The sequence below is a fragment of the Lysinibacillus sphaericus genome, assembly GCF_000600105.1.
GTDB lineage: Bacteria > Bacillota > Bacilli > Bacillales_A > Planococcaceae > Lysinibacillus > Lysinibacillus sphaericus.
On the sequence record NZ_CP006837.1, the window covers coordinates 1,804,718 to 1,817,027 of the forward strand.

The following is a 12,310-nucleotide window of genomic DNA, read 5'->3' on the forward strand; positions in this document are numbered from 1 at the left end:
GATGAAATGGAAAAAACACTTTATATCTATTATTATTGCAGCGTTGCTATTTGCAAATATTGCACCCAATTTGATTTCTGCACAGGAATATGATGTAGTATCTGATGAGCCTATTGTGATGATTTCCATAGATGAAATACAGGATGTGAATACAGAAGAATACCAACAAGAACTATACGATGAATTAAATAAAAATCTTATTTATTCAGACGATAGTACGATAAATATTCGGAATATTGAAATATATGATAATGAATTACTTCTCCAAACAACTTTTGAGTCCGAGGATTTGAAAGCGGATTTAGACATCAAGTTTGATAGTGAAAGCGAAGACATATTAATCGATAGTGTCATCGAAGAAAACGGCACTGTTGAGCAAAACCATTATCGTGTGACGATGCAACAATTGGAAGATGACCATTTTAGTACAATCTTTACGAATTTAGAAACGGATGAAATCTTTGAAAGCAATCCTGTAAGGTTGCAGGCACACGTAATACCGCAATTGGTATACTTAATCGGTGGTGCGGTCGTTAGATATACAGTACAAAAATTTGGTTTTAAACAGGTTCTGAAAATTGGCAAACGTACATTTTTTAGTAAATCAAAAGATGCGGCGAAAAAGGCTGTAGCCAACTTTACAGATATCACTTTGGATGTAGGCGGTGGTAAAAAGGTTTACTTTACGAAAGCTAAAATGAGACATATTCTAGAAAATCATCATCCAAATTATTGGACTGGAAATGAAGGAAAGTCGTTTTTTGATCCAGATTTATCTGTAAATGATATTAAAAATATTGTCACAACGGTAATTAATAATAATAAATCTGAGATATCTAGACAGCTAATTAAAAAGGAAGGGATAAAAGTGCAGGCGAAAGTAAACGGAATTGAATATAGAGTTAGGATTAGTAGGACTGGGCATATAAATTCTGCTTATCCAGTTGGTAAATAAAAAAAGAAGGTGAATCATTTTTATGTACAAACCAATAATTGAGACATTTATTAGTCGGGATAATGTTTCAGATACAACTATTAAAAATATCTCTATTACAAATCCTTTAGCTGTTGAAATGGCACAGACTATTTTAAAAGAAAATGAAGGAGATTACTTAAGTGGCTATGTATCCATAATTTATAATGATATTGTTATTTTTGGAGAAGAGCAATTAACTGAAGACTTATTAGATACGTGGTGTGATTTAATTTATATTTTTGATAATCATTATGATGGGAGAAGGCATGGGATAGTTTTTTTAGATAATGCTTCTTTTGATGATACAGTAATTAAAGAAATAGGGCAGTTTTATCAAATTGAACTTAATAGTTCAAGCCAATTCCTCTTGCCAAAAGAATCATTCAAAAATGAACTGAAAAAGGAATTTTTCAAATTTGTGGAGTTTTGTAAAAATGAAAAACTACAGTTTGCAGAAGTGAGTTTATATCAAGCGCTATTAGAAACGTATGATGAATTAATACAAAATGAAGAAGATAAAAACTAGAAGGCTAAAATCTAAAATTTATTAGGGAGACTGCTTGTTTTTAGCGAGCAGTCCCCATAACTAGGGTGTTCTATGAATAAACTAAAAATCGAAACATTTATAGGGGAAGAAGATTTAAATGCTCCTGTTTATAAAATCGAAAGTTTTTCTATTACCAATCCATTAGCAGTGGAAAAGGCACAGAAGATATTAGAAGAAAACGAAGGTGATTACTTATGTGGCTTTGTGAGCTTAATTTATAATAATGTGGTGATTTTTGGTGAAGAACAATTAACGGAAGATTTATTAGATACGTGGTGTGATTTAATCTATATTTTAAGCCATAGATATGATGGAAGAAGTATTGATATTACTTTTTTAGATAATTACAAGGGCAATGCATTAGTTCAAGAAATTGGCCATTTTTATGAAATTCAACTAAATCATTTACAGCGTTTTCTCGTACCTATAGAGCTATTCCGGAATGAGGTAAAGAAGGAATTTCTTAATTTTGTGGAGTTTTGTAAGAATGAAAAATTACAGTTCGCCGAAGAAAGTTTATATCGTGGAATTTTAGAAACGTATGATGAATTACTTTATGATGAAGATGAAAGAAGTTGAAAGGTAAAAATACAGACAAGGGACTGTTTATTTTCAATGAGCAGTCCCACAATATACAGTATTATTTAAAAAACTTGGAACTCATTTTCAAAAAAGTGTGGTGCTTTTTATGAATAAACTAAAAATCGAGACTTTTATAGGAGAAGAAGATATAACTGCTCCTGTTTATAAAATCGAAAGTTTTCCTATTACCAATCCATTAGCTGTGGAAAAGGCACAGAAGATATTAGAAGAAAACGAGGGTGATTACTTATGTGGCTTTGTCAGCTTGATTTATAATGAGACGGTGATTTTTGGTGAAGAACAATTAACGGAAAGTTTATTAGAAACGTGGAGTGATTTAATTTATATTTTTAATAATCACTATGATGGAAGAAGTCATGGAATTGTTTTTTTAGATAATGCTTCCTATAATGATACGGTAATTCAAGAAGTTGGTGAGTTTTATGAAATACAACTAGATTGTCACCAACGCTTTCTAGTTCCTATTGAACTTTTCAAAAATGAAGTGAAAAAGGAATTTATTAATTTTGTGGAGTTTTGTAAAAATGAGAAATTACAGTTTTCCGAAGAAAGTTCTTATCGTGGACTTTTAGAAACGTACAATGAAATAAAATAAGCGAATAGGGGACTGCTTGTTTTAGCGGGCGGTCCCCCTATTGTTTTAATTTTTTCTTTTTGAATAGCGTTGCGTGCTAGTGCATCTGCTGCTTTATTTTGCCCATCTGGAATCCATTTGATGAAAAATAAATCAAAATTATTTGCAAGTGTTAATGCTTGTTCAAGAAAAGGTTTAAATTCTTCGTTTTTGACATATTCTTTTTCTATAGATGTAACGACCACTTTTGAATCGGAACGTACGGACACAATGCTTGTACCTAGTTTTTGTGCTTCTTCTAAGCCCCGTACTAATGCGGTGAATTCGGCGATATGATTATTTGTATGACCGATGTACTCACTAATTTGTACGTGATGGCCTTCTCCTTTAATAAAAATGCCAATGCCGCTAGGGCCAGGATTACCTGCACTTGCCGCATCGATATAGACCTCTAACATGAAAATCCCTACTTTGCGATTAGACTTCCATTTTATTGTACAGCAATGGGGCTGTTTGACAACCTCCAAATGATTGAAACAATTTTTGTTAAATTAGGATGAACAAAATAGTTGCTTGAACACAATGTTGACTTCATAATAGAAAGACATGAAATTTGGACGTGAAGGGGGCGAATGTTCTTAATGGATAAAGTGACGGTTATGAAAGATATTGATGAACTACATGATATGTACTGTGCTGATTGCTTAGTCATTAAGCAACTGCGGAAAGAGCGTGGGAAACAAGGGGCCCATCGTTTTTGTATTGAGGCGTGTACAGTAGGAGAGCGACTGCAGTTTTTAGGGGAAGAGCTAATGAAAGTGTATAGCAAATAAGGCGCTGATTGTGAGAACCCACATAAAAATATCCAATAAGAAATTTTTATGCATGAAATTAAGCATATGTAGTGCTTTTCTTGCATAAATAACTATATGTTCGGAAATAATAAAATTGGTTGGTTACCATAGAAAAAGCTACCTTGTTATCTGTTATTATGCAGATAACGAACGTAGCTTTTTTCTATTTATTTTTTGAAACGCGGGTAAAACAGTGTAAATCGCGGATAGAAGTCCACTAAACGCGGGTAAAACAGTGTAAATCGCGGATAGAAGTCCATCAAACGCGGGTAAAACAGTGTAAATCGCGGATAGAGGTCCATCAAACGCGGGTAAAACAGAAGAAATCGCGGATAGAAGGCAAATACCGCTTTAGCAAAACAAGTGTTAGATTGATTGTAACTCAATCTAACACTTGTTTTTGTTTTTTATTTTGTTGAAGCGTATTGACTTAAATCTTGGTAGTATTTTGTTAAAGAGGAAGGGGAAATATCGAAAGTCGCTGCAATTTCTTTGACTGTCATAGAAAGTGATTCAAATAGCTCTTTTTCCTGACCGTAGCGAATAGCACCTGCTGCGATGGCCGCTTCTTTACGTGCAGAGGGTTGTCCTTCGATTAAGTAATCCTCTAATAGTTCAAGCATCGGAGCTGTTTCACGCTCATTTTGTTCAAGGAATTCCTTGACTTGCGTAATAACACCGTTCTCGAAGTTTGTGAATTCTTCGCCCTTGTAGCCGTTAGACACAAGTAGCTCCCAGAATGTTAGATGATCTTCTTTTAAGAATGTTTGAACTTTCTTATTTGAAGCCTCGAAGTTTTCTTTTAACTTCACAAATACTTGTTCATGGTCATGTGGGAAGAATATAAGCGTTGATACCGCTAGATAATGCGCTTCCTGCTTCGTGCCATCTGGCAAGATAAACGCAAAGACATGCATTCCCTCAGGAATTGGCTTATCATTTTCGCGACGGATATAAATTTCTTCATTTGAAAGAACATGACTAGCTTTAAAATATTTTTCCTCTACAACAGTTACCGTACCAATAAAGAGTGTAGGTTGTGACCAGCCTTCAAGTACTTTTAAAGTTGAAGGTCTTACCGTCTTTTTCTTCGTTTTCTTTAAATACCCTTTCCAAATAGATGGCTCTTGATGGAAGAAGAAGTCGTCTAACGCAATCGCTTCAATAAGCTCACGTTGTAGTACGCTCTCTAATTTAGGCTGCCATGTGCCAACATGCTCGATATAAGCACGAACATCTTTGCGTTCTGGATATTCTAAATAGAATGTTTGTAGTACACGCTCTAGTTCTTCGATTGCTACAGCTTCAACTGTAACTTGCTGTTTACCTTCACAACATTTTTTGTATTTTTTGCCGCTACCGCATGGGCATGGATCATTACGTTTTACCATAATTAGAAACACTTCCTTTGAAAATTGTTAGTCGATTTTTGCTAAATAAATTGCGTACACTTAATAATAACGGTACTTTTGTATGAAGAAAAATGATTATCTATTTTGAAATATCAAAAAATTAGAGGGACGCCCTAATTCTATTATATGTATGTATTTTCTAGCTTAGAACTAAAAAAGAAAACCATCTACGCACTTGAATTGAGCGTAGATGGTAATACTATTAGACTTCAATCTCTGCTGTTAGTCTTTCAAGCTCGTCAATTAAATGACCGATGTAAGCAATTGTATCTCGCAGCGGTTGATCTGTCGTGACATCAACACCTGCCATTTGGGCAAGCTCTACAGGCGATTTAGTGCCACCTGCTTGCAGTACTTTTAACCATTCATCTACAGCCGTACTACCTTCTTTTAAAATACGTTGCGATACTTGTGTAGAAATCGTTAAACCAGCACTATATGTGTATGGATACAAGCCCATATAGTAATGAGGCTGACGCATCCATGTTAATTCTGCGCCTTCTAGGATATGGACAGTATCGCCCCAGAAATCTTCTAAAACAGTACGTTTTAATTGATTCAATACTGTAGCATTCACTGATTCGCCAGCGTCCACTAGTTCATATACTTTACGTTGGTATGCTGCCTCTAGTAAATGTGTGACGAAGTTATGATAATATGTTTTCGATACGATGTTTGATATAACCCAACGTTTAAAGCGTTTATCATCATTATGTGTCAATAAATAGTTTGCTAATAGCATTTCATTCATTGTAGATGGTGCCTCAATAAAGTAAAGGGAAGGGCGATTATTCAAATACGATTGATGTGCATGTGCATTAACAAAATGACCGGCGTGACCAAGCTCATGGATTAGTGTGAATACCTCGTTCATACGCTCATTCCATGACATTAAAATGTACGGATGGCTACCGTAGGGACTTGAGCAAAATGCGCCTGTAGATTTTCCTTTATTTGGTGCGTAATCAATCCAGCGCTCGTTGAACGCCCTTTCAATCATTTCCTCATAATCTTTGCCCATTACAGCTAATGATTTTTCAACATAATCTTTTGCTTCTGCCATTGTTAATTTTGGATCATAGCTTGGGTCGAGTGATATTTTTAAATCAGCAAACGTCATTTTATCTAAGCCATGCGCTTTTTGTACAAGCTTGGCATAACGACGCATATGTGGGGCAAGCTCTTTTGTAATAAGGTCAATTTGACGATTATAAAGCGAACGATCGACATCTTGGTCAAATAATAAAAAGTCAATGACAGAGTCGAAGCCTCGTAAATCGGTGATTGTTTTCTCTTGCTGGATATGCGTGTTATATACTTTTGCCGTAGTATGTTGATACTCACGAAGCTTGTTAGAAAAGGCATTGAATGCTGCTCGACGTATCGTTGGATCGCTTTCAAGTTCCCAATCATTTTCGAATAACACATAGCTAAGCGGATAATTTTTGCCATTTGCCTCAAACTCCCCGAAATGCATATCCACGAGCTTTGTCGTATTATAAATTTCATAAGGTGCGTCGAATGTAGAACGCAAAGCAGCAAGCGTTTTTTCTACTTCAGGATGTAGTTGATGAGGCTTTTGCTTTAACAGTTGTGTGATATAACGATTATATAGGGGACTTGACGCTGCAGCTTGCTCTAAAATGGTTTCGTCTAATGCAAGCAATTCGCTATTCACAAATGCGATGGAACTGCTAATTTTTCCAATCGCGGTGCTAAATTTTGCTGCGCGCATTTGTGCAACGTCATCCGTACGATCAGCCTGTATATTTAAGCTCGCATAGGTTCCCAGAGGGATAATGCCTACTTGTAATGCTTCAAAGGCTGTCAGTACCTCAATTACCTTTTGCGCATCCGTAATGCTCCCCTTATAGGTGCTTTCAAATTTTACTGCATCTTCTACAAACTGAGCTAATGCAGGTTCAAAATCAGCGTCATTTTCAAGTAAATCCTGTAAATTCCACGTTTCTTCCACTGCAACATCTTTCCTTAATGGTAATACTTCCATGTCAGAACACCCCTTTTAACGTAAGTGATTCCATTATAACGAAACTATTTCGAAAAGTGAAATAATTACAGGGGGAAGAATAAGATTTTAGTAGCCTAGCGAAATCATGATTTTTTTTAAAAAAGAAGCAGAACATGTTTGAAATTGTGTCAGTAGGGAAAAATGAAGTATAGCCAGAGTACAAAGCAACGCATACTAAAGGCTAGTATGAATTATTGGAGGAGATATTATGTCACAAAATTTAAACAAGCAACTAAATAAGCTAGTAGCAACATACTCTGTACTGTATACAAAATTGCATAACTACCATTGGTATGTAACAGGCAGTGCCTTTTTTACACTGCATGAAAAATTTGAAGAATTATATAATGAAACAACATTAAATTTAGATGAAATCGCAGAGCGTATTCTATCCAAAGATGGCAAACCAGTAGCTACTTTAAAAGAGCATCTGGAGCTTTCTTATATAGAAGAAGCAACAGGTAAAGAAACAACGGAAGAAATGGTTGCTACAACAATTTCTGATTTCCAAAAGTTGATGAAAGCTTTAAACGCAACGATGGAGCTTGCGGCAGAAGAGGGCGACGATCGAACGGAAGACTTATTAAACGCTATGTATCAGTCACTTGAAAAACATGCATGGATGTTAAAAGCATTCCTGAACGAATAACTTTAAAAGGAAGACAAAAAAACAGTAAAGGCAGTTCCTCTGATACGAATAAGTATGGAGTGGCCATTAAAAATAGGAGGACATATATTGCATGAATGAACAAAATCCATTTATTGAAGTGGCACACTCGAAAGAGGAAATGCTAGAAATATTAAAACAAATGCATAACCGAGGTTTTCACACGAATGATATTCATATTATTGCGAAGGACGCTACGCCATTTGCGGACATTAAATGGGAAACAGATATACACACGCATGAGGCAGGCAATTGGCTCGATCAGTTTAAATCATGGTTTACAGGTGAATCTGCTGTAAAAGAAGGCGTCAAACGTTTTCATTTAAGTGAGGGGCAAACGGCCTATTATGCACAACTTGTAGAGCATGGTGCTATTGTTGTGTTTGGCGAGAAGGCAAACACAGATGCCCCAGTAACAATAGCGATTGATCAAGAGGAAAATCGCTATTGGCATAATCCACTTGAACCTCGCGTTACTGCGCCTGAACCATTTATTGATACGATTGATCATGTCGAGACGCCTGAGCAACGAGAGCATCGGTTAAGAGCAGAAGAAAGTTTGGAAGAAGCGGAACAATTGAATAAAGATAATACGTAAGTAAAACCCTCTTCTGTTAAAGAAGGGGGTTTTTACAATATATTGCTTTACTATTCTGTTCTCGTTTATTGTTCTAACTATTATAATAGTATAAAAAGGAATTGCTGAAAGGATAGCCGAACTGATGCCAAAGGGAAGAAAAACGACATTAGAGGAACGAGTTCAAATCGTTTTCTTTTGTTTAAAGCATGATAAAAACTACCAACTTACTGCAGATAGGTTTCAAGTATCGTACCAACAAGTTTACCAATGGGTTAAAAAATATGAAGCGGGTGACGAAGCATCGCTACAAGATAAACGCGGGCGAACTAAAGAAGAACAGGAGCGTACAATAGAAGAACAATTTAAAGAAGAAATAAAAAGTCTTGAACGCGAAAATGAACGTCTACGTACAGAAAATGCTTTGCTAAAAAAGCTAGAGGAAATCGAAGGGAGGAGAGTTATGTAAATAAATATACAGCCATTCAAGCATTGCATCACAACGACAACTACTCTATCTCGGTACTATGCGAATGCGCAGGAATTGCACGCTCTGCTTACTATAAATGGACACAGCGCGTACCAACAAAAAGGCAGCTTGAAAATAACGAAATTTTAAAAGAAATAAGCGCGCTACATGAAAAGGGACAAGCAAACGTTGGCTATCGCAAAATGAAGCTCCATCTAAACCATAAATACAATAAACAATTTAATCATAAACGGATTTATCGATTGATGAAACTTGCTGCTTCGCGATCACAAAGTATGCAAATGGATGCACCACAGCCTACCCCAACTCTAAAAAATCCTGCTGAAAATCTGTTAAATGAGGAGTAGAATTGCGGAATACTGCTAAAAATATATAAACTAAATCAATAAACCGAATGCTAAAATGAAGGATGCTTGTAGTACCTACAATTTGCATTCGGTTTTTGTCTATCTACTATATTTTGGCTATAACCCTTCGTTGAAGTAGTTTCTATTTTAAGTGATACTATGATTAAATAAACCCGTATTGTTACGAACGGCTTGCCTCCGAATCGCTCCAATTATAATAAACAAACTTTAATTTTTGTCCATTCATTGCAAACTCTTCAGAACTTGTGCCAGTGTATATAAATCCATTTTTTTCTAATACTTTTTGTGAAGCTATATTGTTTGTTGTTGTTTTCGCAGCAATTTGTCGAATGCCTTTATTGCTCGCGATTGTTAATAATAACTTTAACGCTTTATTAGCAATGCCCTTGCTGCTATGTTCATCGCCAACTCGATAACCGATATGACCTAACTGTTGTTTTTTATCTATGTTGGTTAAATTGATGCGCCCAACGATTTGTGCAAGTTCATTTTTGATTAAATAGAAATAAGATCGTTCTTGCTCTTGTTCATGTATTAGCATAAGGTTTTGCTTTTGAAAATTATTAAATTCATAATAATCATCACCACGACTTGGTACCATTTTTTCGAAATAAGCCCGATTAGTAAGCTCGAATGTATATAAACTTTCCATATCAACGTATGTCAATTGGCTTAATGTAATATTCATAGAGTCTCCTTTTTTGGCAAGATGTATCCAACATTTTTATTCCATTATACGTAATTTAAGGACATAATGCTTTAACAAACTTTACGCTATCAAGTATGCTTGTTCAAAGTACTCGATGTAGAGTTCTTTTTATTTGGATGCCAATCGTACATAGTGTATTAAGATTTTTACCCTTTTTGTTATTTTTTATTTTATTTAGGGTGTCTACTTGACAGGGTTCGACAGTATATTGCATACTGAAATTATATAAATAACAATAATTTGGAGGGGTAATTATGCCACAAGATTTAAACAAGGAATTGAATAAACTCGTAGCAACATGGTCGGTACTGTATACAAAACTACATAACTATCATTGGTATGTAACCGGGAATGCCTTTTTTACACTCCATGCAAAATTTGAAGAATTATACAATGAGGTTACATTAAATTTTGATGATACGGCTGAACGTATTCTATCCAAAGGTGGCGAGCCTGTCGCTACTTTAAAAGAATACCTTGAGTTATCCTATGTAGAAGAAGCAACGGGAAAAGAGACAGCAGAGGAAATGGTCGCAACTACTATTTCTGACTTTGAAAAGCAAATGCAAGCTATCCATAATACGATGCAGCTTGCTGCAGAAGAAGGCGATGACCGTACAGAAGATTTGCTGAATGCGATGTATCAATCCCTTGAAAAACATACTTGGATGTTAAAAGCCTTTCTTGATAAAAAAGGCGCTTAAAATACAGAGCACTTGGAGTTTAGTTAAAGCTCCAAGTGTTTTTTTAATTTTGGGAGGACAGGCAATATGACAAACAGGCAACAGAATAATAATTGAGATGACAATTATTACAGTTGTATAAAGGATGCACAAAAAGGGTTTTTTCTTAAAGTGTCGGGGTACATACATAGTAAGCCTTACAAATTAGGAGGAATTGAACATGATGAATGAACAAAACCCAAAAATTGAAGTTGCACATACGAGAGAAGAGATGTTTCACATTTTAAAATGTATGCGCATGGAAGGTTACCACACGGATGAAATCCATATTATTGCAAGAGAAGCTAGCGATTTGGAAGATGTCAAATGGAACGCTGATGTGAAAACCCACGAAGCTGGTAATTGGTTTGACCAAATTAAATCATGGTTTACAGGAGAAACAGCGGTTACAGAAGGATTAAAACGTTTTGATTTGACAGAGGGTCAGACAGCATATTACGCACAACTTGTGGAAGAAGGGGCCATTGTATTATATGCGGAACATGATGACAACATCGATCCAACATCGGCTACACTTGGCGTCGAATCACAACGTGCACAACTGGATGCGCTGGATACACGTGTCACGCCACCTGAATCGATTGTGGATGAGACACCAGCTCAACGTGAGGAACGCTTAAAGGCTGAAGAGCGTATGAATGATGCGGAACAAATAAGAAGATATTTGTAGTTAACGATAAATGATTATTGTCGCGGAAAGCGCTCACCGAGTGGGTAGAGCAGCAGATAATAGAAAAGAGTGGGATTGATTATGGTCAATCTCACTCTTTTCGTATTGATTAATGCATCACTTTTTCCTGTTCATGTTTTCTTATAAAGCGTAAAAGGTGAAGATGTTCCAGTTGGGCAACAAGATTGCCGATTAAAATAAAGCTACCACCAATCAGTAATTTAACCGTAAGCCCCTCACCGATAAACATCATGGCAAACATCGCGGCAAAAATAGGCTCCAATGAAAAGATAAGCCCTGTATGTGTAGCAGATGTATACTGTTGTGCAACAGTTTGGCCAACAAAGCAAAATGCGCTACAAATAATACCAAGCCCTAAAATGGCAATCCATGAAGTGGTAGAATTTGGAAGTGTCGGTGTTTCAAAAAGTAGCGTTAAAACAAGTGCATACAATCCAGCGAAGCCGAGTTGATAGATGCCGTATGAAATCGACTCTACGCTACGAGTAAATCGACCGTTTAACAGCAGATAAATTGAATAGCTTAACGCAGCAAAAGCGACTAAAATATCGCCTGTTTGGAAAGTAAATGAATGTTGTACAGTTAATACAGTAATACCAATCATTGTGCTAACAATCGCAAAACTAACAGCTTTTGAAGGCAATTTTTTGTCGATAAAGCTACTGAATATAGGCACTAGCACAACTGTCAGACTTAAAATAAATCCTGCGTTGGAAACGGAAGTAGTCTCCAGTCCGAATAAGCTAAGTGCAAACACAATGAATAAAAGCAAACCTTGAATAGCTGCGTATTTTAATGTTTTGAAATCGACTTTGATCATGCGTTTATAAAAGACTATGCCTGCTGCAAAAAATGCGATAATACAACGCAACGCTACCACATTATAAACAGCCAATGTTTCAAGCCCCATAACCATAAACGTATAAGACAATCCCCAAAACATTGTTACAATTACCATTAGTAAATTTGCTTTTCCTTGATTACTCATTATGCCACCTTCAATCTGTGTACTAAAACAGTTTTATACTAAAATTTACTATATATCTTGTATTGTGATTAGTAAAACGAAT

The 12,310-nt window shown here is 35.9% G+C and carries 15 protein-coding genes and 1 pseudogene; 11 read left to right on the top strand and 5 right to left on the bottom strand.

Annotation, left to right across the window (positions count from 1 at the left end; all coding sequences use genetic code 11):
* Nucleotide 1 precedes the first annotated feature (1 nt).
* The 4 genes from T479_RS08275 (at nt 2) to T479_RS08290 (ending at nt 2,721) form a co-directional block, all read left to right on the top strand.
* The gene (locus tag T479_RS08275; RefSeq protein WP_025219201.1) at nt 2–955 is read left to right on the top strand and encodes an SAR2788 family putative toxin; all 954 of its coding nucleotides are present in this window, start codon (nt 2–4) and stop codon (nt 953–955) included.
* 22 nt (nt 956–977) lie between these two features.
* On the top strand, nt 978–1,502 hold the full coding sequence (locus T479_RS08280; RefSeq protein ID WP_025219202.1) for a hypothetical protein: 525 nt from the start codon (nt 978–980) through the stop codon (nt 1,500–1,502).
* A 72-nt stretch (nt 1,503–1,574) separates the two neighbouring features.
* On the top strand, nt 1,575–2,102 hold the full coding sequence (locus T479_RS08285; protein WP_025219203.1) for a hypothetical protein: 528 nt from the start codon (nt 1,575–1,577) through the stop codon (nt 2,100–2,102).
* A 109-nt stretch (nt 2,103–2,211) separates the two neighbouring features.
* Nucleotides 2,212–2,721, top strand: coding sequence for a hypothetical protein (locus T479_RS08290; protein WP_025219204.1), 510 nt, complete (start codon nt 2,212–2,214; stop codon nt 2,719–2,721).
* 53 nt (nt 2,722–2,774) lie between these two features.
* Here the strand turns inward: T479_RS08290 and T479_RS08295 are convergent.
* Nucleotides 2,775–3,158: pseudogene (locus tag T479_RS08295) on the bottom strand (ribonuclease HI family protein); the annotation flags it as partial.
* Nucleotides 3,159–3,341: 183 nt separating this feature from the next.
* Here T479_RS08295 and T479_RS08300 point away from each other — a divergent pair.
* Complete coding sequence (locus tag T479_RS08300; RefSeq protein ID WP_024363446.1) at nt 3,342–3,533, top strand: zinc-finger domain-containing protein; 192 nt, start codon at nt 3,342–3,344, stop codon at nt 3,531–3,533.
* A gap of 428 nt (nt 3,534–3,961) precedes the next feature.
* Here the strand turns inward: T479_RS08300 and T479_RS08305 are convergent, their stop codons facing one another.
* The gene (locus T479_RS08305; RefSeq protein WP_024363447.1) at nt 3,962–4,945 is read right to left on the bottom strand and encodes an SEC-C domain-containing protein; all 984 of its coding nucleotides are present in this window, start codon (nt 4,943–4,945) and stop codon (nt 3,962–3,964) included.
* 223 nt (nt 4,946–5,168) lie between these two features.
* Nucleotides 5,169–6,974, bottom strand: a complete 1,806-nt coding sequence (gene pepF / locus T479_RS08310) for an oligoendopeptidase F (RefSeq protein ID WP_025219206.1) — start codon at nt 6,972–6,974, stop codon at nt 5,169–5,171.
* Nucleotides 6,975–7,203: 229 nt separating this feature from the next.
* Between pepF and T479_RS08315 the strand changes: the two genes are divergently transcribed.
* From T479_RS08315 to T479_RS08330, 4 genes are all read left to right on the top strand, one after another.
* Nucleotides 7,204–7,644 carry a Dps family protein gene (locus T479_RS08315; protein WP_024363449.1) on the top strand — a complete coding sequence of 147 codons (441 nt, stop codon included), beginning with the start codon at nt 7,204–7,206 and terminating at the stop codon, nt 7,642–7,644.
* A gap of 91 nt (nt 7,645–7,735) precedes the next feature.
* Nucleotides 7,736–8,260 (top strand): general stress protein, encoded by a 525-nt coding sequence (locus tag T479_RS08320; protein WP_025219207.1) that lies wholly within the window; start codon nt 7,736–7,738, stop codon nt 8,258–8,260.
* Between the two features lie 124 nt (nt 8,261–8,384).
* The gene (locus T479_RS08325) at nt 8,385–8,708 is read left to right on the top strand and encodes a helix-turn-helix domain-containing protein (RefSeq protein WP_025219208.1); all 324 of its coding nucleotides are present in this window, start codon (nt 8,385–8,387) and stop codon (nt 8,706–8,708) included.
* 23 nt (nt 8,709–8,731) lie between these two features.
* Complete coding sequence (locus T479_RS08330) at nt 8,732–9,076, top strand: IS3 family transposase (RefSeq protein ID WP_025219209.1); 345 nt, start codon at nt 8,732–8,734, stop codon at nt 9,074–9,076.
* Between the two features lie 181 nt (nt 9,077–9,257).
* Here the strand turns inward: T479_RS08330 and T479_RS08335 are convergent, their stop codons facing one another.
* The gene (locus T479_RS08335) at nt 9,258–9,785 is read right to left on the bottom strand and encodes a GNAT family N-acetyltransferase (protein WP_025219210.1); all 528 of its coding nucleotides are present in this window, start codon (nt 9,783–9,785) and stop codon (nt 9,258–9,260) included.
* A gap of 275 nt (nt 9,786–10,060) precedes the next feature.
* On the opposite strand from T479_RS08335, the gene T479_RS08340 reads away from it, so the two are divergent.
* Both T479_RS08340 and T479_RS08345 read left to right on the top strand, forming a co-directional pair.
* Nucleotides 10,061–10,510, top strand: coding sequence for a Dps family protein (locus T479_RS08340; protein WP_025219211.1), 450 nt, complete (start codon nt 10,061–10,063; stop codon nt 10,508–10,510).
* A gap of 199 nt (nt 10,511–10,709) precedes the next feature.
* A complete protein-coding gene (locus tag T479_RS08345; protein ID WP_024363455.1) occupies nt 10,710–11,219 on the top strand; it encodes a general stress protein in 510 nt (169 codons plus the stop codon).
* Nucleotides 11,220–11,328: 109 nt separating this feature from the next.
* Here T479_RS08345 and T479_RS08350 read toward each other — a convergent pair whose 3' ends face one another.
* The gene (locus T479_RS08350; protein WP_025219212.1) at nt 11,329–12,228 is read right to left on the bottom strand and encodes a DMT family transporter; all 900 of its coding nucleotides are present in this window, start codon (nt 12,226–12,228) and stop codon (nt 11,329–11,331) included.
* Nucleotides 12,229–12,310: the final 82 nt, after the last annotated feature.

What these genes read in the sequence shown, in the direction of transcription:
- T479_RS08275 (WP_025219201.1), top strand. Translation starts at nt 2, where the DNA reads ATGAAATGGAAAAAACACTTTATATCTATTATTATTGCAGCGTTGCTA.
- T479_RS08280 (WP_025219202.1), top strand. Translation starts at nt 978, where the DNA reads ATGTACAAACCAATAATTGAGACATTTATTAGTCGGGATAATGTTTCA.
- T479_RS08285 (WP_025219203.1), top strand. Translation starts at nt 1,575, where the DNA reads ATGAATAAACTAAAAATCGAAACATTTATAGGGGAAGAAGATTTAAAT.
- T479_RS08290 (WP_025219204.1), top strand. Translation starts at nt 2,212, where the DNA reads ATGAATAAACTAAAAATCGAGACTTTTATAGGAGAAGAAGATATAACT.
- T479_RS08300 (WP_024363446.1), top strand. Translation starts at nt 3,342, where the DNA reads ATGGATAAAGTGACGGTTATGAAAGATATTGATGAACTACATGATATG.
- T479_RS08305 (WP_024363447.1), bottom strand. Translation starts at nt 4,945, where the DNA reads ATGGTAAAACGTAATGATCCATGCCCATGCGGTAGCGGCAAAAAATAC.
- pepF (WP_025219206.1), bottom strand. Translation starts at nt 6,974, where the DNA reads ATGGAAGTATTACCATTAAGGAAAGATGTTGCAGTGGAAGAAACGTGG.
- T479_RS08315 (WP_024363449.1), top strand. Translation starts at nt 7,204, where the DNA reads ATGTCACAAAATTTAAACAAGCAACTAAATAAGCTAGTAGCAACATAC.
- T479_RS08320 (WP_025219207.1), top strand. Translation starts at nt 7,736, where the DNA reads ATGAATGAACAAAATCCATTTATTGAAGTGGCACACTCGAAAGAGGAA.
- T479_RS08325 (WP_025219208.1), top strand. Translation starts at nt 8,385, where the DNA reads ATGCCAAAGGGAAGAAAAACGACATTAGAGGAACGAGTTCAAATCGTT.
- T479_RS08335 (WP_025219210.1), bottom strand. Translation starts at nt 9,785, where the DNA reads ATGAATATTACATTAAGCCAATTGACATACGTTGATATGGAAAGTTTA.
- T479_RS08340 (WP_025219211.1), top strand. Translation starts at nt 10,061, where the DNA reads ATGCCACAAGATTTAAACAAGGAATTGAATAAACTCGTAGCAACATGG.
- T479_RS08345 (WP_024363455.1), top strand. Translation starts at nt 10,710, where the DNA reads ATGATGAATGAACAAAACCCAAAAATTGAAGTTGCACATACGAGAGAA.
- T479_RS08350 (WP_025219212.1), bottom strand. Translation starts at nt 12,228, where the DNA reads ATGAGTAATCAAGGAAAAGCAAATTTACTAATGGTAATTGTAACAATG.